The sequence below is a fragment of the Spirillospora sp. NBC_01491 genome (assembly GCF_036227065.1).
Lineage (GTDB): Bacteria > Actinomycetota > Actinomycetes > Streptosporangiales > Streptosporangiaceae > Spirillospora > Spirillospora xylanilytica.
On record NZ_CP109432.1, the window covers coordinates 3,648,537 to 3,671,416 of the forward strand.

General features: G+C 65.4%; 15 protein-coding genes and 1 pseudogene. 7 read left to right on the top strand and 9 right to left on the bottom strand.

Annotation, left to right across the window (positions count from 1 at the left end):
• Positions 1-226: 226 nt before the first annotated feature.
• Both OHA34_RS16975 and OHA34_RS16980 read left to right on the top strand, forming a co-directional pair.
• Complete coding sequence (locus tag OHA34_RS16975; protein ID WP_329522174.1) at positions 227-2,098, top strand: hypothetical protein; 1,872 nt, start codon at positions 227-229, stop codon at positions 2,096-2,098.
• The gene (locus OHA34_RS16980) at positions 2,095-3,747 is read left to right on the top strand and encodes a UvrD-helicase domain-containing protein (RefSeq protein ID WP_329522175.1); all 1,653 of its coding nucleotides are present in this window, start codon (positions 2,095-2,097) and stop codon (positions 3,745-3,747) included. Before OHA34_RS16975 ends, OHA34_RS16980 begins: the two co-directional genes overlap by 4 nt.
• A gap of 239 nt (positions 3,748-3,986) precedes the next feature.
• Here OHA34_RS16980 and OHA34_RS16985 read toward each other — a convergent pair whose 3' ends face one another.
• Entirely contained in the window at positions 3,987-4,220 is a 234-nt protein-coding gene (locus OHA34_RS16985; RefSeq protein WP_329522176.1) for a hypothetical protein, read from the bottom strand.
• Positions 4,221-4,280: 60 nt separating this feature from the next.
• Positions 4,281-4,760, bottom strand: a complete 480-nt coding sequence (locus OHA34_RS16990; RefSeq protein ID WP_329522177.1) for a hypothetical protein — start codon at positions 4,758-4,760, stop codon at positions 4,281-4,283.
• A 174-nt stretch (positions 4,761-4,934) separates the two neighbouring features.
• On the opposite strand from OHA34_RS16990, the gene OHA34_RS16995 reads away from it, so the two are divergent.
• Together OHA34_RS16995 and OHA34_RS38525 are read left to right on the top strand one after the other, a co-directional pair.
• Entirely contained in the window at positions 4,935-6,005 is a 1,071-nt protein-coding gene (locus OHA34_RS16995; RefSeq protein ID WP_443029641.1) for an IS701 family transposase, read from the top strand.
• Complete coding sequence (locus OHA34_RS38525) at positions 5,933-6,298, top strand: hypothetical protein (protein ID WP_443029642.1); 366 nt, start codon at positions 5,933-5,935, stop codon at positions 6,296-6,298. The genes OHA34_RS16995 and OHA34_RS38525 overlap by 73 nt, the downstream gene beginning before the upstream one ends.
• Positions 6,299-6,322: 24 nt before the next feature.
• On the opposite strand, the gene OHA34_RS17000 is transcribed toward OHA34_RS38525, so the two are convergent.
• The 6 genes from OHA34_RS17000 to OHA34_RS17025 form a co-directional block, all read right to left on the bottom strand.
• Positions 6,323-7,411, bottom strand: a complete 1,089-nt coding sequence (locus OHA34_RS17000) for an IS630 family transposase (protein WP_329521059.1) — start codon at positions 7,409-7,411, stop codon at positions 6,323-6,325.
• Between the two features lie 182 nt (positions 7,412-7,593).
• Positions 7,594-8,565, bottom strand: a complete 972-nt coding sequence (locus tag OHA34_RS17005) for a BsuBI/PstI family type II restriction endonuclease (RefSeq protein ID WP_329522178.1) — start codon at positions 8,563-8,565, stop codon at positions 7,594-7,596.
• Complete coding sequence (locus tag OHA34_RS17010; protein ID WP_329522179.1) at positions 8,562-10,022, bottom strand: Eco57I restriction-modification methylase domain-containing protein; 1,461 nt, start codon at positions 10,020-10,022, stop codon at positions 8,562-8,564. The genes OHA34_RS17005 and OHA34_RS17010 overlap by 4 nt, the downstream gene beginning before the upstream one ends.
• A gap of 236 nt (positions 10,023-10,258) precedes the next feature.
• Positions 10,259-12,664: a UvrD-helicase domain-containing protein gene (locus OHA34_RS17015; RefSeq protein ID WP_329522180.1), complete on the bottom strand. Its 2,406-nt coding sequence runs from the start codon at positions 12,662-12,664 to the stop codon at positions 10,259-10,261.
• Positions 12,661-14,691 carry an ATP-dependent nuclease gene (locus OHA34_RS17020; RefSeq protein ID WP_329522181.1) on the bottom strand — a complete coding sequence of 677 codons (2,031 nt, stop codon included), beginning with the start codon at positions 14,689-14,691 and terminating at the stop codon, positions 12,661-12,663. The genes OHA34_RS17015 and OHA34_RS17020 overlap by 4 nt, the downstream gene beginning before the upstream one ends.
• 523 nt (positions 14,692-15,214) lie before the next feature.
• Positions 15,215-15,520, bottom strand: a complete 306-nt coding sequence (locus OHA34_RS17025) for a hypothetical protein (RefSeq protein ID WP_329522182.1) — start codon at positions 15,518-15,520, stop codon at positions 15,215-15,217.
• Between the two features lie 258 nt (positions 15,521-15,778).
• Between OHA34_RS17025 and OHA34_RS17030 the strand changes: the two genes are divergently transcribed.
• Positions 15,779-17,116 carry an HNH endonuclease signature motif containing protein gene (locus tag OHA34_RS17030; RefSeq protein ID WP_329522183.1) on the top strand — a complete coding sequence of 446 codons (1,338 nt, stop codon included), beginning with the start codon at positions 15,779-15,781 and terminating at the stop codon, positions 17,114-17,116.
• A gap of 2,283 nt (positions 17,117-19,399) precedes the next feature.
• Here OHA34_RS17030 and OHA34_RS17035 read toward each other — a convergent pair.
• On the bottom strand, positions 19,400-20,257 hold the full coding sequence (locus OHA34_RS17035) for an NAD(P)H-binding protein (RefSeq protein ID WP_285942147.1): 858 nt from the start codon (positions 20,255-20,257) through the stop codon (positions 19,400-19,402).
• A gap of 468 nt (positions 20,258-20,725) precedes the next feature.
• Here OHA34_RS17035 and OHA34_RS17040 point away from each other — a divergent pair.
• A pseudogene (locus OHA34_RS17040) lies at positions 20,726-21,848 on the top strand (IS630 family transposase).
• Between the two features lie 54 nt (positions 21,849-21,902).
• Positions 21,903-22,784, top strand: coding sequence for a viomycin phosphotransferase (gene vph / locus OHA34_RS17045; protein ID WP_329522184.1), 882 nt, complete (start codon positions 21,903-21,905; stop codon positions 22,782-22,784).
• Positions 22,785-22,880 lie beyond the last annotated feature (96 nt).

Below are 22,880 nucleotides of genomic sequence, written 5' to 3' on the forward strand. Positions count from 1 at the left end.
ACAGCGGCCCCATCGCACATCACGCATGTCCCACCGAGACCATCCCCGCGTGCGCGGGGAGCACATCACCGGGTTCGGGCAGGTCCCTCTCTGCCAGGCTCAGGGGAAACATGGGGACGAACTAGTCTTCTGTGACATAAGTAGGGCGAGACTGGGATCTTTCGAGCATGAGTTGAGTGTTGCCGATCTCCGCGCTTGACCGGGCCTCTACGAGATGATGCGCTCTGTGCGCATCACTCGCTTGCAGATCTCAGGCTTCCGTGGCTGGGAGCAGCTAGATCTCCGTCCCAACGGTCATGTGGTCCTCGCCGGGGTCCCCCGCGCGGGGCGGACCGACATCATCGAGGCACTCGCGCGTGTGCTCGACCCCGATGCGGCCCGCAGCGCCTCGCTGACCGATCTGCACCCGGACGTCACCGAATCAGTCGACGGCACCGAGGCGCACGACGATGCAGCAGAGAACGCGGCCGATCCCATCACGGCGACCCCGCTCGTGCACGTCGCAGAGATCGAGGTGACGCTGACCGACCTCGATCCCGATGTCGAGCAGCTGGTCGAGGGGGCCTTGGAACCGCTGGACCCGTCCGGCGCCGCAAGCAAGAGCGACGACGCTGACCCGAACGCACCCCAGTGTGTCCGGCTGGCTTACCGGCTCAGCTACGACAGCGAGTCTGAGGTCCTGGAGACCTTGGTCTTCTATCCCGCCCGCAGCAATCCGGCCATCGGTCAATTCATGCGGGTACCTGCTACGACACGCCGTGCTCTGCCAGTGATCACCCTGAACACGGGCGTTCCGCTCCAACTGCGGGCTGGTGGGAATCTGCGCCGGTTTATCGATGTCCGCGACCCCAAGGCAGCCACCGCCGCTTTCGAGCGGCTGCGCGATGCCGTCGCAGCAGCCGTCTCCGAACTGTCATCAGATCCGGCGGTCACCGAGGCCGTCGAGGCTGTCCTGGCCATCGGCGGTACGGGGAACCGACTCGGAGACACCACGGTCACCCCCCGAGACGTCGGGTTCCTCGCCGAGGACGGCACAGTCGCCGCCCTGCTTCGGACACTGCGAGCAGCTCTGCGTCTGGATACCGCCGGGATGCTCACCTTGGCCAATCACGGCAGCACGGTGACCGCCGTCCTGTCGATGGCTGAGGCGCTGCTGCTGGCCACGGTTCCTGGCGGGGTCATCCTCGCCGACGACTTCGGTGATCAACTGGACGCGGCGACGACAGAACACCTCGCATCGCTGACGCGTAATCAGGCCGGCCAGGTGTGGCTGTCCACACGACGGCCAGAGGCCACGCGAGCGTTTGAGCCGGGCGAAGTCGTACGCCTGACCAGCCACGGCGGTGTTCGCGCGCACCACCAGATCGCGAGAATCACCGATCGTAAGAAGCTCGCCGCCATGCGGCAGCTGCATACTCAACTTCTCCCTGCCCTGACTGCCCCGGCCGTCGCCATCACCGAAGGCCCCCATGATGTGGCGGTCCTCAACATGGCCGATCGCCGTTACCCGCCAGCCAAGCTGCCGCTCTCGGCCCACGGTGTGCGCCTCGTTGCCGCCGGCACTGGAGGCGATGGCGGGATAGATCAGATCCCGCGTGTCGCCGACCTCGCCAAGCAGCTCGGCTTCCGCATCATCGGCGTCGTCGACCGCGACAAAGACACTCCCCAAAGCGCCGAACAACTTGCCAGAGTCACAGCCTCGTGTGACGTCGTGGTCCGGCTGCCGCAGGGCGCCATTGAGCAGGCGATGCTCGCCGGCATCGATCTCGCCAAGATCGCCGCCGCCAGCGCCACTCTCACCGACTACCAGATCCCTGACCCGCTCGCCGATGGGGCCAGCGACGCCGTAGTGCGCCAGCTGTGCAAGGCCCTGCACAAGCAGAGCCTGCATGAGCCGATGCTGGAAGCCCTCTACAGCGAACTCCGGCCTGCTCCTGGCCCCACGGCTCCCGATCAGCTTCAGCCCATGCCCGCGGTGCACCCGCCAGTGCTGGCGGCAGTGCTCGACGCGATCGCTGCCGCCGCTTCACCCACCTACAACGGCCCAGACCTCATCGATGTCCCGGAGGTATCCCGGCCGCAACTGGAGGAGGGATGACCTATAAGCCCAACGACGAGCAACGGACGGTCATCACCAGCCAAGCGCCCGTGGTGGTCGTCCTGGGCGGTGCGGGGACCGGGAAGACCGTCACCGCAGTCGCTGCGGCCCGGGAACATCTCCAACAGTCCGACGAGAAACTGACCGTACTTCGGGCGGCAGCCGCGCGAGAGGGGCGGCGGGCCAGGCTGCCCGCCCGGGAACGTGCCCTGTTCTTGTCGTTCTCCCGGACCGCGGTGACACAGATCATCGACCGCGCGGGCGATGTGATCGGCAACCTCGGGCCGCGCCTGGAAGTCTCGACCTTCGACGGTTTCGCCTGGCGCATCATCTGCAGCTTCGGGCCCCACCATGGATACCCGGCACCCCAGACCGTGCAAAGCAAGGCCAACAGCCTGGTCGAGGGGGCCCCAGCCGGCCTCACCTACGATGAGCTGATCCCGGCTGCAAACCGCTTGATGGCGCTGCCGAAGGTCCGTGACCACTACAGCAGCCGATACGGGATCGTCATCTGCGATGAGTTCCAGGACACCGACCCGCAGGAGTGGAACTTTCTGCAACAGATCGCACCATCAGCTCGCAGGATTCTGCTGGGCGACGTCAACCAATGCATCTACACCTTCAAGCCGGGTGTGGACGCGGCCGCCCGAATTGACGAAGCAATGGCCCTGCCAGGTGCCACGGAGATCCGGTTGCTGCCAACCAGCTACCGCGACCCCAGCGGCATGCTCCCGGCAGCTGCTGAGGCCGCCCGCCTCCGCGACTTCAGCGATCCCGCCATCCAAGCCGCGGCCGCAACTGGCCGTTTGTCGGTCATTCCATTCGAGGACGAGGCCGGGCACGACCAGGTCGTGGCCATCACGCGCCGAGCACGTCACCGCGGTGACACCGTCAGCGTCTTTACCCACACCAACTCCGCCACAACGGACCTGTCGGACGCGCTCACCACTGCTGGCCTTGCCCATGAACAGGTCGGCTTCACCGAAGCTTACGGCGAAGCACTCTCCGCCCAACTCGCCATGGTGCAGTTCGCCCTCCGCCAGGATGCACAAGTCCTCCGAAGTCTGGCTGTCTACGTCACCGCCACCCAGAGCAGGACTCGTGTGCCCCCGCTCGCGCAGCAAATGCTCGCCCCCCAGAACAATCCACTGCTGTTGCGGGCCCTCCAGCGGCTGTCCGATGACCTGCGAGCGACCGGAGGGGACCAGCCCGACCTCGACCGGCTCGCCACCGTCATCGCCCAGGCCTACAGCAGGATCGGCACCCACCGTGGGCAAGAAACCTGGGTTCAGGCCGCGCGTCAAACCCGCAACACCCTCCGCCGGGCAAGTGAGAACTTCCGTATGGGAGCCATCTCGGACGAACTGCTTCGTATGCGCGATGAGACCCTCGTTGGGTCGCAGATCGTACGCCGATTCCCCATCCAGGTCATGAACCTGCATCAGACCAAGGGCCGCGAGGCGGACACCACGATCTTGCTCTTGGGACCCGACGAGTTCTACGGCTACGAAGACGAGCCCTACCCCAACGGCTCAAAGCTCCTCTACGTCGTCATGTCCCGAGCCCGTAAGCACGCCCACATCGTCGTTCCACGACGAACCCATCCCTTGTGGGAGCCATTGGTGACAGCTTTGCAGCAGCCGGTTTAGTAGGACTAGTGGCCACCACCAAGGGCTGCTGGTCACGTTCGGCTTCACCGGCCCGGACGCCGACCTCACCCCTGATGTTCATCGGCGAGGACGGCCTCGTCTCCGGCGACGAGGCCTTCGTGTTTCACAACCATCCCCCGTTGCGTAAAGCCGCCGCCTGCTCGGCAAACACACCGCCCGCCCACAGGCCGTTGAATGAGCCGCACTGCACCTAGTACTCCAGCCGTAGATCGTGATCTTCACGGCAGGGCGGCCGCCTGCGTGCGGAAATGGCAGTGGCAGGCGCGGGCTTGATGTCGGCGTCGCCAGTGGGACCAGCGCAGACGGTGTGCGAGGTCGTGGATTGGGCTGATCATCGCTGCGAACAGGTGCTGGATCTCGTTGCCCGTCAAGGGGATCAGACCGTCAGAGACGGGTCGGTCATGGCGTTCGGCGGCCGCGGTGACGGCGAGGAAGGCGTGGGCGAGCATCACGAGGGTTACCCAGCGGTGCCAGGAAGACACCGTCGACCGCGGACCGGGCCCGCCCTCCACCTACCGCCCGAAGTCCGCCGCGACCTCGCGCACGTCCGGGTCGATGCTGTCCTCGGCGCGGGCGCACAACTCATGGAGGGCCTCGTCGAGGCCGAGGTGGTAAAGGAGTTCGGCCATGCGCCGGTAGTCGTCGCTGTCGTCCGCGTCATCGAGCAGGCGCCAGACAGCCGGAGGGACGATCTCCTTCGCCTCCCGCCAGGGCAGCCTTCCCAGCAGCTTGCGGATGAGCATGGTGCGGCGCTCTTGCAGGGCGAGTACGAGCAGGTCGTCGACGAGGGCTTTCGTCGGCGTCGTACCGAGCGTCTCCAGGAGGAGGATGGCCCGTACCGCTTCCTCGGGCCGGCGCAGGGCCGACCTGAGCTGCTCCTGCGTCCCCTCCCGGTCGATCCTCAGCGGGCTGAGTGCGCGGTTCAGCCGGTCGGCGGCTGCGAGCGCCTCCGCAAAGGCGTCGTCGTCCGCATGGGCGTTCGTCTGGGACATGCCTTCCCTCACTTCTTCTTATTTCCCGCCCACACCCACTCCAGTTCAGCAACCAGGGTGCTGAACTCTCCCGCGGTCATGGCCGCGGCGGGGTAGATCGTCCGGTGCCCCCCCACTCTTTCTTCCCTCCGACGTCCTCTCCGTCGGCGTGGATTCCCAGACCAGGCGGCTCCGGTGGCATCCAAGCAGGTGAGGCCGCCGTTGATCATTGATGTTGTGTGGACAACCAATAATCACGCGGCGACCTCGGACGCCAGCGTAGTGCCTGCTCACTGGCAGGACGCATTCGACGGCCTGATGAGCCGGATCGCGGGCCGGTTCACCCGAGTTGAACCCCGCCGCAGGGTGCGGCGCTTGGTCTCCGGGCTGTTGTCGGACCTCCCGCGCAAGAACTGCTGGACCTTGGCCGAACACGTCGGCGACGCGACTCCGGACGGCATGCAGCACCTGCTCCACCGCGCGAAGTGGGACGCCGACGCGATCCGAGACGACATACGCGCCTACGTGGTCGAGCATCTGCACGACACGAAAGCCGTGCTCGTGGTCGACGAGACGGGCGATCTGAAGAAGGGCACGGCGACCGTCGGGGTCCAGCGTCAGTACACCGGCACGGCCGGCCGCATTGAGAATGCCCAGGTCGCCGTCTATCTCGTGTACTCCGCCGACCGTGGACACGCCGCCATCGACCGAGCCCTGTATGTGCCGCGCTCATGGACGGAGGATCCGGATCGCTGTCGGAGCGCGGGCGTCCCCGACGGTCTGGCGTTCGCCACCAAGCCCGAGCTTGCGGCCCGCATGGTCGAGCGGGCCCTGGACTCGGGAGCATCGGCCCGCTGGGTCGCGGGAGACGAGGTCTACGGCGACAACCCGCACCTGCGGACCGCCCTGGAACACCGCCGGACCGGCTACGTGCTGGCCGTCTCCAGCACCCATCCCGTTATCACGCACGCCGGGAAGTTCCAGGCGAAGACCCTGGCCGCGCGGATCCCGAAGCGGGCCTGGCAGCGGCTGTCGGCCGGAGCGGCGCGAAGGGCGAGCGGTACTACGACTGGGGACAGGTCGAGGTTCACGGTCCGGCCGGTGAGTTCGGCCAGTGGTGCCTGCTGGTCCGCCGCAATCGCCGCACCGGCGAACTCGCCTTCTACCGCTGCTTCTCACCTCGTCCGGTGCCGATGTCCGAGCTGGTGCGGGTTGCCGGACGGCGATGGACGATCGAGGAAACATTCCAAGCCAGCAAGGGCCTGACCGGCCTGGACGAGCACCAGGTCCGTCGGTGGACTTCCTGGCACCGCTGGGTAACCCTCGCGATGCTCGCCCACGCCTTCCTCGCCGTCACCGCGGCCGCCGAACGCCATGACCGACCCGTCTCTGACGGTCTGATCCCCTTGACGGGCAACGAGATCCAGCACCTGTTCGCAGCGATGATCAGCCCAATCCACGACCTCGCACACCGTCTGCGCTGGTCCCACTGGCGACGCCGACATCAAGCCCGCGCCCGCCACTGCCATTTCCGCACGCAGGCGGCCGCCCTGCCGTGAAGATCACGATCTACGGCTGGAGTACTAGTGTCCTGAGTCGTTAATTCGTGTGCAGTATGCGGCGAGGGTGTCGAGGATGTCGTCGGCGGTCTTCGTCCAGACGAAGGGCTTGGGGTTCTTGTTCCACTCGTTGATCCAGCCGCGGATGTCCCGTTCGAGTTCGACGACGCTGCGGTGGGCCGAGCGGCGGAGTTTGCGGCAGGTCAGTTCGGCGAACCAGCGCTCGACGAGGTTGAGCCAGGACGCCGAGGTGGGAGTGAAGTGCAGGTGGAAGCGGGGGTGACGCAGCAGCCACTTGTTGACCGGCTCGGTCTTGTGGGTGGCGTAGTTGTCCAGGACCAGGTGGAGTTCGAGGTCCTTGGGGACGGCGGCGTCGATGACCTTCAGGAAGCGGAGGAACTCCTGGTGGCGGTGGCGGCGGTAGTGCTGGGCGATGACCGAGCCGGAGGCGATGTCCAGGGCGGCGAACAGGCTGGTCGTGCCGTGCCGGATGTAGTCATGGGTCATCTTCGCCGACGTGGTCGGCGCCATCGGCAGCACGGGCCGGGTCCGGTCCAGAGCCTGTATCTGTGACTTCTCGTCGACCGCCAGGACCAGGGCGTTCTCGGGCGGGGCGAGGTAGATGCCCACCACGTCGCGGACCTTGGTCACGAACTGCGGGTCGGTCGACAGTTTCCAGGTCTCCACAATGTGCGGCTTGAGGCCGAATGCCCGCCAGATCCGCGAGACAGCCGACTGTGACATCCCCGCCGTGCGGGCCATCGAACGCGTCGACCAGTGCGAATCACCTGCCGGTGGCGCCTGATCCAGCGTCCTGGCGACCAGGACCTCGACCTGTTCGTCGGTGATCTTCCGCGGGGCCCCCGAACGCGGTCGGTCCACCAAGCCCTCCAGCCGGTCCGCGGCGAACCGGGCCCGCCATTTGCGCACGGTCTCCCGCGAGACACCCAGATCCTGCGCGACCTGCGCGTTCGGCCGGCCCTCCGCGCACGCCAGTACGATCCTCGACCGCAACACCAGCGACTGAGACGCCGTCTGCTTACGCAACCAGCCCCGCAGCACCCTGCGTTCGTGATCGGACAACTCCAGCAACAACGGCTTCGGACCAGGCATCACCGCACCCTACAGCCGCACATGAACTTCCGACTCAGGACACTAGCGGCTCTGTTTATCCTGGCTCAATCTGGTCGAGCACTGGTTCCACCGAACTCACCAACCCCAACTGCGCCGCTGGGCCCACCGCAGCTTCCTCGAACTTTCGCCGCATACTGCCAGCGAATTAACGACTCAAGGCACTAGCCTTCGTAAGGGCCAAGAAAGCGTGAGCCGTTTAGGTGAATCAGATGATCAGGGTCGTCCGCCACCCAAGCCTCAGTCTCCCAAGCGAGCTCGGGGAGCCACTGGCGCATCGCCTCACGATTCTCGAAGCAATTTACAAAAACGAGCCCCGCTACCGGCGTTGCAAATAGTTCTCGTAGGGAACGGTGACGCTCCTCATCGAACGGACCCTTGCTTTTTACAGCCTCCATAAGGAAGAGCCACTCACGGACTTCATCGTGTAGGACGAGATCCGGCATTCGCCCGTGGGGATCGAAAGTCAGCCCAAGCGTCTCCTCGAAGATCTTTTCCTCGAAGAGAGCGCGCTTCCCCCGGGTGTCTCCGAGGTAGAGCACCTTTGCGTCGGGCGCAAAGCGCGGCACAAACTTCTCAACCATTTTCTTCAGCAACGGGTTCTGCCCAGCGGGAGAGAGTAGGAACGCTTCCCCGTCAGGCAGATCAACGGAGACCATCGCGGCGTGGAGGGCTTCCGCTCTCGCTTTAACTGCCTCCGACGCCTCCTTTATAAAGATCACTAAAGCGTTCCCGAAAGCGTCCGTGCCATATGACCTGACTACTTGAACCGCCTCGTCGGACAGGCAGTACTCGTTGAGCTGCGAGTTTGTTGCGATATTTAGGTTGTCCGCGTTGAGGACTGCGAATCCATTAGCAACCCACTGACGCAGAGTCTTCTTGCGGAAATCTTCCCGGCTCCCGGTGGCGTAGGGCTTGGCCCAATGCAAGCCAGACCAGTCCATGATCTTCTGCACGCGGAGACGTGGGGTGGTCGAGTCGACCCAGCGGTCTCCCGGCTTCAGGCCAGCAAGCGCGAGCAACGTCACGGCACTGCGAACGTTGTGGCGCTGAGCGTCGAACCCAACGCTCTTCAGCAGCGCCCGTGCGGTGTCGACGGTCGCTACCGTCTCGTCGATGTCGTTGCCAGTGGTCACGCGGTGGAGTCTGGCATCTCCGAGAAGAGTTTGGCTACCACGGCATCCAACGCCTCCTGGTTGGGCAGGCCGTCGGGCGCGGTCTTGGCGAGAAGAATTAGGTCCTCGCGACTAGGGAACGGAAGGCGTCGTAGGTCACCCGCGTTGACCTGGGTGTGACCCGAGAATGCCCGGAAGTATCGATCCAATACGGTCGAGTTCAGCCAGAGCATGAGACCCCGGGCAAGGTTTCTCTCAAGCGGATTATTCGATTCATGTAGATAGTTCGTCTTGTTGTCGCATGCGACCCTACTGGGCCCATCCCAGACCGCAGCAATGACACGTCGACGGTCCTCCTTCGCAGTTTGCCGTTTCACAACAACATACGGACCTTGAGAGAGGAGTTGACGGGTTGCAACATCATCGACAGCAATAAACCCCTGCGGCTTTCTCGCATTTGTTTGCGGCCATTCAATTCCACCGGATCGAATGTTTGACTGGTAAATCATTGGAACGACGCCGGGAGTGTCGAGGTTATCGGTCAGGTATTGGCGGTTGCGAAAATCGACCACCTTTCCCGTGCTGACACCGATGCCGAGGTCGGCCAGAGCAAATCTCGCTGCCGAAGGCACCGATGCACCTTCGGAGAAGTGTACGAGTTTGTCATCGTCTTTATCTTGGACAATTATTGAGTACGATACGGGGCGCGCAATGGGATCCTCGTCGTGAGCAATCGATTTGGAGAGGATCACATTGGAAATTTGGGATCTCAAACTGAAAGCTACAATGACATTCTCCTGCTTTACCTTCGTATCCGCGAATACCTTGGTGCGGCTTTCGAATGCATGGAGCACGTCGAGACTTGCCGTCGATAGTAGCCAGTGGCGAAATGGGCGATAGTAAGGCCCATTTGCCCATGAGCGGGGAACGATAAAAACCCCCTGCCCGCCTTTCTTAAGCGAAGCGACCGCCCGTACCCAGAAGGCCACGTAGACGTTGGGAGTGTCGACAGCTCGCGCTGCCGTTGCAAGCCGTGTGGGCGAATCAGAAGCAAGCTTTCCGTACGGCGGATTGGCGATCACGAGGTCGAACGGACCATCCAACTTGGCGCCATCGTCAAGCAAGTAGTCACCCTCGACCAGGTCGTATGAGATGCCGTATGCGGCCCGGCATTCCTCGAGAGTGGCGCGTAGGTAGGGCGTGATGAAGGGATCGGTTTCCACGGCCACGACGTGAACCGCAACGTCGGGGCGCTCGGTATGCAGTCGATCGACGAGGGCGGCGGTCAGAGACCCGGCGCCAGCTCCTGGATCAAGAACCCGGACCGTGCCACTGAGGTCGTCGACTCGAAGCATTGAGGCCATCAGCGTGGCGGCCTTCACGGGAGTGAAGAACTGCCCTAGCACCGCTTGGCTACTCGGGTCTAGTTTGCCGAGAGCAGCTTGGCGCCGGGTCTCAGTGCTGGCGATCGGATCCACGCAAAGAGCCTAACGGTTCAAGCGTGGAGGGCGGTGCCGGCGACAGCCCGCCGCGCCTGGATCACCGGAGCCAAGGCCAGCGACGCGCTCCGTACGCTCCTGCGAGCATCGTTTCTCGCCATCGAGGAGATCCTCCACTAACACCAAGCCCGGACCTGGCATGTCGAACCGACCTCATCTGCCCGGTGGCTCCAGAGGCCGGTAGCGCATCGGCGGCAATCGTCGGCGCGCGGTGGTCAGGAGATGTCGAGGGTGCCTTGCTCCAGGGACTGGCCGGTTAGGTTCTGGATCTGCCAGCCCTCCCGGGAGCGCAGCGCTGGCAGATGGGGCCGGACCCGGGTCAGGTCGGCGGCGAGAACCAGCAGGTGGGTAGGGCGGGTCACGCCGACGAAGATGAGCTGCGCGGCCTTGCGAATATAGGCCGGGGCCTGCCCGGCGCGCCCGCCGCCATCGGCGATGAGGCTTAGTACCTGCGACACGTCGTGCTTCTTACCGGTGTGCTCCAGGCAGTCCACGATCAAGGTCGCCGAGTGCGTCTGCCCTTTGGCGCTCTGGATCGATCGGGGCACGGCCGACACCACCGGCGCGTCCCCGCCCCTGCGGGCGTCGTTGCGGGCGTCATCAAGGGCGTCGGTGTTGGAGGCTGTGGTTTGTGCGGCAGGTGGCCGGGGCGCGGGTGGCAGGCTTTGCACCGGCGGGGGTACGAACTCCAGTTCCTCGGCCAAGACCGAGGGCGGCCCGCTCGTCGACGCCCCCACGGATGCAGCGGCGTGGGTCGTCGGCGCCAGTGGCTGCAGCATCCGCGTCAGGAGCTGGCACAGCTCGCCGGTGAGGGCCGACCATTCGGCAGGGTCGGTGAGCGTGCTGGTTAGCATCCGGTGCATCAGGACACGGGCCCGCCCCTGTGGGGTTTCCGCCGAGCGGTCCAGCCAGCGCAGCGGCGGCAACCCTTGTTGTGTTTGCCGCACGAGCGCTGCCCGGCCCGCCCCCATCGCCTGGAAGGTCCCCTGCCCCGTCGCCTGATCGGCGGTGGGAGTGCCGGTCGTGTGGGGCACTAGCAGGTCGGCGAGTCGGCGGATCGCCTCCCACAGGGTGTCGGCCGCAGCGTGGTGCTGTCCCTGCAGCCATTGCGCCTGCGCGCTGCGGGCGGCGGCGATGAGGCCGATGTCGTCCTCCACCGGGGTGACCGGTTGCCCTCCGGACAGGTAGCAGGCCAGCGACTGCGGGAACACGCTGCTGCCTTTGCGACGGAGCCGGGAACCCAAGATGTGCGGAGGGTTGTGGCGTAGCACCTGGGCAGGAACGATCCGAGCGGCTAGTTCCTCGAAGGCAGGGACCACCCGCTGCACGGTCCGTTCGTCGAACAGCATCAGCACGATGGGTGCCTGCGGCCCGGCGCCCTGAATGCGCTGGGGTCTGTGCAGGGTCAGCTGCGAGGCCAGCGCGGCGATGGCGGGACCGAACCGGCGGCTGACCGGCAACTCTGAGGCAGTTGGGCAGGGAAAGGCATATGAGTGCGTCGCCGCCTCCGTGCCCGCCGCCGTGTCGGGTGGTCTCGCGGTACTGGATGACGCTGCGGTGCTCGGGGAGCCGCTGGCGGTCTGCGCGACGAAGATGCGCTGATTGACATCGCCGACCCGCTGCACGACGACGCCGGCCGACGATCCGGTCGAGACACCGGTTCCGTTGGTGATGGTGGTCTGCAGAAGGTGTTGCTGCAGGTCGCTAGTGTCTTGCATTTCGTCGATCAACACGAATGGGAAGCGGTGCGACAAGGCTGCGGTGAGCTGCGGGGTCTGCTTGATGTGGTGCAGAGCGATGGCGTACAAGTCGCCATAACGGAACACACCTTGGCGGGTCAGCTCCCGCTTGAGGGCCGTGAATTGCCGCCCGCTGACGGTCGTGGCGCCGAACCAGAGCTCCTTGTCCGGCAGGGTGGCCACCAGGCCACCTTCGCGGTACACCCATTGGGCGGTCTCGATGGCCTGCCGCCCATCCTGGCGCCTGCCCAGGTAGGCGGCCAGTTGGCGGAACCGGCTGGCGCGGAGTAATCGCACGGCTGCCGCAGCGTAGGCGTCATCGTCGATGGACCGCACGGTGATCCCTTGGGACCGCAGCGCCGGCAGGGCCAGGAAGGTGTCGACGAACGTCTGGATGGTCCCGATGAAATGCGGATAGGCCAACAGCGGCCGACCGGCTGGCACGCTTTCCAACCGCGCGCGGATCTCGTCCTTGGCGGTGTTGGTGTGCGACAGCACGCACACGCCGCGCTGCGGCGCCCGCCAGCCGCCAGCCAGAAGCGCCAGCTTCAGCGCCACCAGCGTGGTCTTGCCCGACCCGGGCGCGGCCTGCAAGTCCAGCGACGTGGTTGCCTGTAGAAAGTCCCATTGCTGGACATCGGGCAACTGCAGGCCCAGCCGCCCGGCCAACTCCTCCACCCTGTCCTTGGCCAGGACCGAAGAATCGTAGGCCGCAAGGTCGGCCGCCGCTCCCCCGGGCGTCAGGCCATCCGATGCCGGACTGCCAGATGCCGGGTCACCGGACGTCACGATGCCGGGCGTGGGGCTGTCGGGGTCCTCAAAGGTGAAACGCGGGCCGTCGGGACCTGAGCGTGCGGGGGGCAGAGCGTCGAGGGCGGTCATCGCGCGTCCTCCGCCGGACACAGGTAGTGCAGAGCCCGCACCAGGTAATGCGGCAGGTCATCGGCGGTGACGGTGGTCTCCGCCAGCAGCTGAGCCAGGTACTGGGCCGCCACAGTCTTGCTGGCGTTGGACATGCGCAGCGGCCTGAACACCTGCAGCGCCGCCTCGGCCAGCGGCATCTTGTCCTTGCACCAGCCGTCGACCTCACGCTGGGCGTCCTGGCGGATCTGGGAGAGCCGGTCCGAATCCGGCCATCGTCTCTTGGTAGCGACCGCAGCCTGTGTGGCCTGGTGCATCAGCGAGGCCATTCTCCAGGAAGCGGCGGCCAGGTCGTACTCCAGCGTCCAGTGGTCGGCAACGAAAGTGCAGACCGGGCCGTCGTCCTCCCGCGTCAAAGAATTCAGGTGCTCGGCTACCTGCACCGGCGTCATCCCCACCGCGCTCTTCAAACCCTTACGCATGTCGTCAGGAGTTGCAGCGGGGGCGATGTCGCGGTCGCAGATGCAAGCGACCCGAATGGGGATCTGCGGTCCCTGGCGCTGGAAAATTCGACCGTAGCGCATCAGGCCGGTACTGCCGACGTTGACGATGCTGACACCTGAGGCGCTGAAGGACCGGCCGATTGCCGCGGCCAGCGCTGGCAACGCAATCGCTTCAGCATCGCCCTCGACGATCGCAACGCTGCGTGCGAAGAACAGGTTGGCCTTGGTCGCGTCCAGGAAGCGGTCCAAGAACGCGTAGTCGTCGTCGCCCAACCGGGTGCTGGCCGGGTTCAGCGCGAAGGTCCGGCCGTGCGCGACCAGGGTGAGGCATCTGGTGGGTAGCGCCGCCGCCAGGTGCGGGCTATGGGTCGTCACGATTACCTGAACACCGCCACCCGCCTGTCCGTCTGCCTCGTAGCTCACTCCGCTGCCGAGGTCCACGGGCGCTCCGGCGGGACCGTGGAGAGGTTGGGCGCGTTCGCTTAGCAGCTCCATCACCCGGGTCTGCAGCTGCGGATGCAGATGGGCCTCGGGCTCTTCAATCAAAAGGAGTGGCGCTGCCGGGCTGTTGCCCAGCAGCAGCAGCTCGGCGGCCATGAACAGCGCGTTGTTGTAGCCCAGACCGTGCTTGTGCGGTTCGTCTGAATGCCCGCCGAGCAATTTCAATTCCAGGCGCTCCAGCGCCTTGGCCAGGGTGGCGCCGCCGACCACGCCGATCTGCGCGCGCAACCGGTCAGTGCCGATTGCGAACCTGCTCAGGTAGGCGGTGTTGATGTCGTCGCGGGCCGCGGCAACGGCGGGGTTGTCGCTCAAGTGGGCCTCGGCCCGTCGCAAGATACCCACTAACGTCGAGGCGGTATCGCTAGCCGGGTCGAAGTCGTCGACGCCCTGCTCGAGCATCACCGGGTATCCCGCCAGGATCTGCGCCAGCCGCGACCCACGGCCCGCTCGCAACTCAGCCTCGGCGTCGCGCAGCGGCCGCAGCCAGGTAGCGCGCAGCAACTCGCGGGCGTCGCCGTCCAGCGAGGGCCCCTGCCCGTCGGGACCTGAGCGGACGGTGACCGACACCTGGTGGGGACGCAGCGGATCCTTCAACTGCGCCCGCAACGTGAGGTAGAGGACCTGCTCGCCCTCCTCGGTGGTGAGCAATTCCAGGAACGCTGCCTGTTCGCCCAGCGCCAGCGCCTTGAATCCGCAGCTGATGGAGAACTCCGTGGCGCGCTCGCCATCCGGACGCAGGTGAAAATCCTCACGACAGATCCGGTAGTGGTCGCCGGCCGTGGTCTGCAGACACAACCGGATCGCATCGATGATGGCGGTCTTGCCGCTGTCGTTCTCACCGACCAGCACGTTGGTCCCTGGACCGAACAACACCTGCAAACATTCACCCGCCTCACCACCGACAGGCGCGACCCGGGTGCATGTGGTCTCGGTGAGCGTGGTGCCCGGCGGCCCACCGGTGGCCATCCTGTCCGCTGCCCCGTCCGGTCCGGTTCCGGCGCCGAACACGCGAAAGTTCTCTGCACGTAAATACGCCAGGTACACCGACCGCCCCCGAACATCCGCAGCCCGCGCCCCCTTGGCGCGGCCCCATTACCACCCCGCGCCCCGTGCACACGCGGTATCACGCGATACTACAGAAACCTGACCCAACGCAAGCGTCACTCCAGAAACTTGCCAACCGCGGTGAGCAACAGTTGCTGGGTACGCCAATTCCGCGGTTCGGTGCCGGAGTCAAACGGCCCCGGACCTGGGCTTGCACGGGTGCCGCCTGTCGTGTCCTCATTCGGACGCTTCTTCAATCTCGGTGGTAGATACGTCAACGGCAGATCGCCTCTGAACTACTCGCCCGTAACATTCGTCTGTCGCCAGCCGAACGGCCTGAACGCGAACGGCCCTGACCGTTCGGTCCGGGTCATGGCCGGATCAACCGCTGGACCGCCTGGGCCGCCGGTATCAGGCTGCCACATGTGACCCGGATGACGGTCATCCGCCGTGACGTGGCCGACCTGACAGCGCACCGCTCAGCAAGGTGGTCGTGATCGTGGTCACCAGCAGGACCACGCTGTCAGCGGCCGAAATCACCGACCATGCCCGCCAGCACCGGGGCATCGAGAATCTCGAGCACCGGGCCCGCGACACCCTCTGGCGCGAGGACCACCAGCAGGCCCATCTCGGCAACCTGTCCGGAAGATCCAGGGCACCCCACACGCCGACATCGCAGCCCAGCAGCAGCGCGATCTGGGTCGCCGATCAGCCGGGCTACCGCAGCACCATCACCGCTCGGCCCTTGCTTCCACCGGACCCTCAACTCGACCCGCAGATGCTCGATCTCGGTGGCGGAAGCGTTGGCGATCATGCCGACCGCGCGCATACTGACCACAGCCTCGCGGGCGGACAGACGTTATTGGCAGCCTCGGTCAAACCCCGGCGAGGTCGCTGTTACGCCCTTTCGCCCCGGCGATCTCCCCCTGCGCTACAGCACACACCTTCTGGATCGGCGCTTCGCTCTGTCGCGTGATCCGACCTATCGGCGAGGGGGAAAACGATCCGACTCAACCGAAATGTCACGGGTGTCTACTATGATGGCGATGAAGTCTCTCGACAGAAACCCCCCTTTCTAGGAGCACAAGTGCCATCCTCACTGCCAATGATTCCCGATTGGAGCTTTCCTGCTGGTTTCGACGTACCGGTGCACGGCCTGAAGGTCACCGAGTGGCCCGACGCCGAGCTCCCCAATCTAGCCCCCATGGAGCGCTGGCGGGAACGGCCGGACAAGCTCAGGACCATCGGCGAACTAGAAACCGGCAAACTCCGCCCGCGCAACCTCCTGGTCCCGGACGCGCTGCTCATTCGACGTGGCGTGGAGATCACGCACGAGGGCCAGCCTCTCATGAGCTACGACTGCCAGCCGCTTTACCACCTAGACGACACCAGACCCAAGTCCAATCTACCCACCGATGAGGACGTCACCGCCGACTACGATGACACCATCGTTTGGGCCCGTGACATCCTCCGGTCTCCCAGCACCGTTATTTTGACCATCAACACCGTCGGAACTTTAAAAGAAGCAGCGGCGGGCGAACTTGGCCTTCGGCCGTGCGTTTGCCAGATCGCAGTCATGTCTGTGACCGGGAGGATGTTGGTTAACACCCCTGTGGACCCACTCTGGGGTGGGTACACTGGCCGTAGATTGTCATCGTATGGTCTAACGCGAAGGACCATGGAGGACGCAGGCCCCTTTGATGAGGCATTCTTCCAAAAGGTCCTGCCCTCTATCGTAGGGCGCCGGGTAATCTGTCTGGACAGAGCCACCACGTTCGCAACACTGTTTTGCGACCTTGAGTACGCAGAAGTACCTGGCGCGCCACTACCTGCCGGGGTAATGCATGCCAAGCACGGCCAAATCCTCGATATCCTCGGCCGGTCACAGTGGGAGTGCATGCGGTTACGCGCTTCGCTGCACCAGCGGGGCTGGGACGCCTATCGACGTCGCCCCCTCCTCACAGATATCAATGATCTGCTCGACGGGGCAACCTCGCCGCACTCGGCTGAGAACACAGCTCGGGCAGTTCTAGACAGGCTGAAGCAAATCGCCAAGACCCCTACAGGCCAGTTAGTCAGGCCTGTGCTCCGCAATCGTGCCGACTACGCGCGTACTATGGTCGGCCGACCAGTAAGGGATCCGGTCATGCGCGCTCGCGCCATCGAGCGTAGCAAGTACAAGACCGGTCAGGCTCGGTGCGAGAACCCCAGGTGCAGGGACATCGGCTATCTGGAAGATGTCACCCCCGGAGGCGAACCACTGCTCGAGGTCGATCACATCATCGGGTTTGCCGAGTATGGAATCGACGACATCACCAACATGATCGCCTTGTGCTCTAACTGTCATACACGGAAGACTCGGGGCAGCAAGTCCGAGGAACTGGCCGAACTTTTCGCTGAGTACGTCGCCAGCCTCTATCGCTAGGCACCTTCTCCCAGGCAGGCGACACCCGGGTTTTGTGACCGCTCGGTCGAGAATCCCGCGGGCGACCAGTTCGGCCTGTCCGTTCTCAAACTGTGTCCGTCTCACGCGCCTGCGCGTATCCGTAGATGAGTCCGCCGGATGGCTCACCACTGAAATGCGAATGCGCAACCATATCAAGGACGGAGGTCTTGACTCCACTCCTCATCGCCAGCGAACCGAACCTCACACACCTGACCCCTGTGACAGCAACTACTGTCGGGTGCCCACGGTGAACGATCCGGTGATCAGTAGTTGGCCGGTGGGTGGGGTTGGGCGTTCCCGTTTGTGTGGGGTCCCCCAGGGGGCACCCCGAAACGATCAGCCGGTTTCCGCTATTGACCTGCGGAAACCGGCTGTTCTCGTTCATGCGCCATGTGACATCAGGTGCCACCACGAGACGCCTTATGCCACGGTGCGCGTTCCATTTGTGTTCCAGGCTCCAGCCGCCGAGAACGTCGTCAATGCGCCCTTCCCAAACGTGGTATTGGCCAGCGATGACCTTGGCGTAGATCTTGAGCAGCACCTCCACGCTGTGGCCGGACCACTCGGCGACCTGGGTCGGCGGGACGCGGCGTCGAGCCGCAGCGAGACACCGGCGTGCCGCAGGTCGTACGGGCGTCGGGCGAGGTCCGACGCTTCCTCGGCGGGACTGAGGGTCAGCGTGCGTGCCCTGTGCCAGGTGCGCCCGTAACCGGACGGGAGCAACACTCCCCCGCGCTCGGTACGGAACAGCCGGCCGTCCGGGGCGACGCCGTACCGGTCGATGTGATCACGCAGGATCCGGACGAGTTCCGGCGGGATCGCGAAGGAACCACCGCCGGGTCTACTTCCTCCCACACCTCATCGTCTTCGGTCGGCTTCCAATCAAGACCATCGATGGGGTTGACGGCGAGACGCTTCCGTTGAACGGCATACTTGAGCACGTTGTAGAGAACGCGACGCCGCCGCGTGTAGTAGCTCGACGCAGCGGGCGTGTCGTCCAGCTTTCGAGCGCACGCGCCGAGGGCCAGCGTGATGCCCTCGAATTCGGTGAGGTCGGCGAGCGGCACAGATGCCTTACGAACCCAATTGAGAGCGGCGGCCACCTCGGCGGGGCGGTCGACCTCCCACCGATTCTTGTTGTACTCCCATCGGCGAAGTGCGCTTGGTGGCGGTGGCGATCGCCGGGACCGTGGTGTTGATGTTCGCGGCCATTTCATGGCTCCCATTCATGGTCACCGGCGGCCATTCGCACCGCCGATTTGTTGTTGTGATGTCGCCACCATTTCTCGATAGGGAATGGATCTCAAGTCCATCACCACACATTTTCGGTTACCCAAACGACTGGAGAGGCTTGCCTCACAATCCCCCGGAATGAATATTCCGCCATCACCCATCGAAATGGGCTTTAACTTTTGCCGAGCCGCACCAAATTCGCACACACCGAAACGGGAGGTGGTAAACGCCCACGCCACCTCGTGACGTGCCTCCTCATCGCGGGAACCTTCACGGCGATGAGATCCCGCCCACGCCTGACACCCTCACCGAACGTGTCACCCACGGGCTGGCATAAAGAATCCGAACTACTGGCGAACACAACACCCGGGGACAGCATCTCGAAGGCAACAACGGAAGGGTGATCAGGTCCTCAAACGGGCCATCTATGCACTAGGTATCGTCCATATAGACGAGTCGGAGTCGCCACGACCGCAAAGAAGTGCACTGACCTGCACACCCAATACCCGGGCAGGGGTATCACACTAAGCGTCGCCCCCAACACCGGGCCACCCATCGGCCATGAGCCGACCTATCCCCCGCATACCCTCGCCCACCCTGTCCGCCGAGCTGAACCAGTCCAGCTCCCCAGAGACTCACCAGGTATTTCACTTCACGAGTAATCCCCGAGCGGCCCCGACGCCGGCCAATTGGCCGGGGAGCGAGCTACTGTCAACGTTCACGTGGGAGTGCACCACCCGGTACACGCGAACGCGCACCAGATGCGGAACTCCACAGCGCCGAAGCCACCCGATAGCCAGCCAGCTCCTGCCTCGCACCCTGAGACCGCGAGTGGCCCCGGCCCCCTCAACCCGCGAGGCGCAGAGCTCCGTGGGTTCTGGCGCAATCACTGATCGCTGGGGACCGACAGCGCGCCGTGACGAAGGTGCCGGATCACGGGCGGCGCTGGCGGGCGGCGCCGACAGAAGGGGCGGTGCGGTGGGCCGAGACCCCACCGCACCGCACCGCCCCGCCTCATGCCGTCGGCCGTCAGGCGGCCGGGGCCAGTTCGGCGGCGTGGTCGGCCGCCCACTGCGCGAGCGTACGGCCCTTTCTGCCGGTGACCTGCTCGAACGTGGGTGAGACCGCCGGTGGCTCCTCGGCGTACTCGGCCTGGTAGCCCAGAACGAACTCGGCGATCTCCATCGGGAGCCCGGCCTCGATGTAGGCCCGGCGGGCCTGCCCGTACGTCAGTCCCTCGAACGCGATCGGGCGGCCGAGCCCGGTGCCGATCGCCTCCGCCTGCTGCCGGTGGGTGAGCGCCTCCGGCCCGGTCAGGTCGTACGCCCGGCCCGCGTGGCCGTCCCCCAGCAGGGCGATCGTGGCGATCTCGGCGATGTCGGCCTCGTGGATCGGCACGCCGACGCCGTCGGGGTAGGCGTTGCGGACCACGCCCTCCGTCCGGATGGACTCGCCCCAGAAGTCGAGCTTGTTGACGGCGAACTCGCCGGGCCGCACGTGGGTCCAGGCCACCCCGGACTTCTCGACGACCTGTTCCACCGCGTGCAGCATCTCGTAGAAGCCGGCCCGCCGGGTCGTGACGCCAGAGCTGGTCAGGGACACGATCCGGGCGACCCCGGCCGCCACGGCGCGGCTGACGAAGGCTCCCCCGAGGCCGGTCGCGTGCTCTGGATCGAAGATGCCGGGGATGAGGAACACGCCCTGTACCCCGTCGAACGACAGGTCGCCCGGTCGGTTCAGGTCACCCTGCACGACGTCGACGCCGACGGGCAGCCCGGCGGTCTCCGGGTTGCGGGTGAGCGCCCGGACGGGCCGCCCAGCCGAGAGGAGCCGATCGACTACGTGCCTGCCCACGGTGCCGGTCGCTCCGGTCACGAGGATGGTCATGGAGAACCTCTTTGTGTGGAAACCAACGATGGGTGCGGGCCCGCTGCCGAAGACGGTAGGACAGGTCCGGCAGACCTCGCACATGGAACGTTCCCACCTGGGCGTTTGCGGCCGTTTGATCAGAGGCTCAACCGATGAGAGACACCGCCTCGTTGTCGATGGGCAGGCCAGAGTCGACCGGCGGGCCGTCGGCGACCACGCCGTACGCAACAACAGCGGGCCGAGACTGACGCGCGGGGCTATCTTGGGCCGGCGCACTTGATGGGGGCCACACAGCTCAGTCGCACGCCGCGTCGGTGTGAGTTGCGCCGATCCGGTGCCTGACCTGCACGTCCGGCCAGCGGATACAGCAACGGATCCAGTCCCTGCGGGGCGGCATAGCTAGTGCTGTGACCGAACAGGTTCGCCGGGTTGGTAGTTGGAGCGGTTGGATGGGCGGTGACGTCCGTTCCGATCGCTGGAGGTGTGGTGGCCGAGCCTGTGCGGTGCGCAGACTGACCGACCAAGAAGGGCAGAAGCTGCAGCAGATCGTGCGCCGGGGCAGTACCAGCGCGGTGCGCTATCGCCGGGCGATGATGCTGCTGGCGTCCGCCGGCGGAAACCGCGTACCGGAGATCGCCCAGCTGGTCCAGGCCGACGAGGGCACGGGGCGGGAGGTGATCCACCGGTTCAACGAGATCGGCCTGGCCTGCCTGGACCCTCAGTGCGCGGGAGGCCGTCCTCGCCTGCTCACCCCCTGACGACGAGGACTTCGTCATCCAGGCGGCCACCACCCGCCCGACCAAACTCGGCCAGCCCTTCACCCGCTGGTCGATCCGCAAACCCGCCGCCTACCTGCGGAAAGTACACGGACGCGTCATCCGCATCGGCCGTGAAGCCTTACGATGCCTGCTGCTGCGCCGCCGCATCACCTTCCAGCGCACCAAGACATGGAAGGAATCACCCGACCCTGAACGTGACGCCAAGGTCGACCGGATCGAGCAGGTGCTGGAACGCTTCCCGGACCGGGTCTTCGCCTTCGACGAGTTCGGGCCGCTGGAGATCCGGCCCACCGCGGGCTCCTGCTGGGCCAAGCAGGGCAACCCCGACCGCCTTCCGGCGACCTACCACCGCACCCATGGCGTCACCTACTTCCACGGCTGCTACTCCGTGGGCGACGACCGTCTGTGGGGCGTCAACCGGCGCCGCAAGGGCACCGCCATCAGCCTGGCCGCGCTGAAGTCGATCCGCGCCGCCCGGCCCGACGGCGCCCCGATCCACATCGGCCTGGACAACCTCTCGCTCATACCGGCGCGGACATCCGCCGCTGGGCGAAGAAGAACAAGGTCGAGCTGTGCTTCACCCCGACCTACGCCTCCTGGGCCAACCCGATCGAGGCGCACTTCGGTCCGCTGCGGCAGTTCACCCTGGCCAACTCGCATCATCGCAGCCATCCCGCGCAGACCCGTGCCCTGTACCGCTACCTGCGCTGGCGCAACGCCAACGCCCGTCATCCCGACATTCTGGCCGCTCAACGCCGAGAACGGGCCCGTATCCGCAGCGAGAAGGGCATTCGCTGGGGGGCGGACGCCCGCTCGACAGCGCGGCCTGACAGCACTTTGTGCACATCGCCTCCTACTCATTGAAGGATCCAGAGGTCACACTCGTGAGCATCCGTACGACGCATCGCGCTCTGCTGAGCCGTCTGCTGCCCAACGACAAACCGGACGACCTTGCAGTACGTCAGGGACAATTCCACATCGTGGTCATTGGCTCGGACCGCGTCGTGTGCCTGCCTCGCACCCGGGCAGCGGCCGTCCGGTTGCCCGAGCGGGTGGCCGCCCTACACGCACTCGCCGGCCTCGACCTCGGCTTCCGCACACCTGAGCCGCTGTTCCAGGGCAGCGCCCACGGCGCCGACGAGGTGCCGTTCCTGGTACTCAGTCGCATTCCCGGGGAACCGCTGAAGTCCGACACACTCAACGATGCCCAAGTGGTCGACACCGTGGCGGCCCAGTACGCCACACTGCTGTCCGCTCTGGCCCGCGCCGGCACCGGCACCGGCACCGGCACCGACGAGACGGTACGAGCGGTTCTCCCTCAGGCAGCAGAAAGCCGGTGGCGGCGGTTCGCGGAGAACGTGCGCGCGGAGCTGTTCCAGCTCATGTCCGACAGCGGGCGTCTACGGGCCGAGCGGGAACTCGCAGCACTCGATAGCCTTCCCCATGTCACTCGAGCAGTGGTGCATGGCGACCTCGGTGCCGAAAACGTCCTGTGGGAGTGGACGCACGGCCTGCCGCACCTCTCCGGCGTACTCGACTGGGACGATGTCACACTCAGTGACCCGGCCGAGGACCTCGCAGCCATCGGTGCCAGCTACGGCCGTGAACTCCTGGAGCGGGTGCTCGCTCTGGGCAGCTGGTCAAACCACGGGCTCCTCAGCCGCATCGCCGCGATCCGCGGCACGTTCGCTCTGCAGCAAGCCCTCTACGCCATCCGCGACGGCGACGGAGAAGAACTCGCGGACGGCCTGGCCGACTACCGCTGAAGCACACGAGCACATCCGCTTCATCGAGCACTTCACATCATCAGCAACCGGGCGAACCTATTCGGTCACAGCACAAGGGCGTGTTTCAGAAAAGCG

What these genes read in the sequence shown, in the direction of transcription:
- OHA34_RS16980 (WP_329522175.1), top strand. Translation starts at nt 2,095, where the DNA reads ATGACCTATAAGCCCAACGACGAGCAACGGACGGTCATCACCAGCCAA.
- OHA34_RS16990 (WP_329522177.1), bottom strand. Translation starts at nt 4,760, where the DNA reads ATGTCCCAGACGAACGCCCATGCGGACGACGACGCCTTTGCGGAGGCG.
- OHA34_RS38525 (WP_443029642.1), top strand. Translation starts at nt 5,933, where the DNA reads ATGTCCGAGCTGGTGCGGGTTGCCGGACGGCGATGGACGATCGAGGAA.
- OHA34_RS17000 (WP_329521059.1), bottom strand. Translation starts at nt 7,411, where the DNA reads ATGCCTGGTCCGAAGCCGTTGTTGCTGGAGTTGTCCGATCACGAACGC.
- OHA34_RS17015 (WP_329522180.1), bottom strand. Translation starts at nt 12,664, where the DNA reads ATGACCGCCCTCGACGCTCTGCCCCCCGCACGCTCAGGTCCCGACGGC.
- OHA34_RS17025 (WP_329522182.1), bottom strand. Translation starts at nt 15,520, where the DNA reads ATGCGCGCGGTCGGCATGATCGCCAACGCTTCCGCCACCGAGATCGAG.
- OHA34_RS17035 (WP_285942147.1), bottom strand. Translation starts at nt 20,257, where the DNA reads ATGACCATCCTCGTGACCGGAGCGACCGGCACCGTGGGCAGGCACGTA.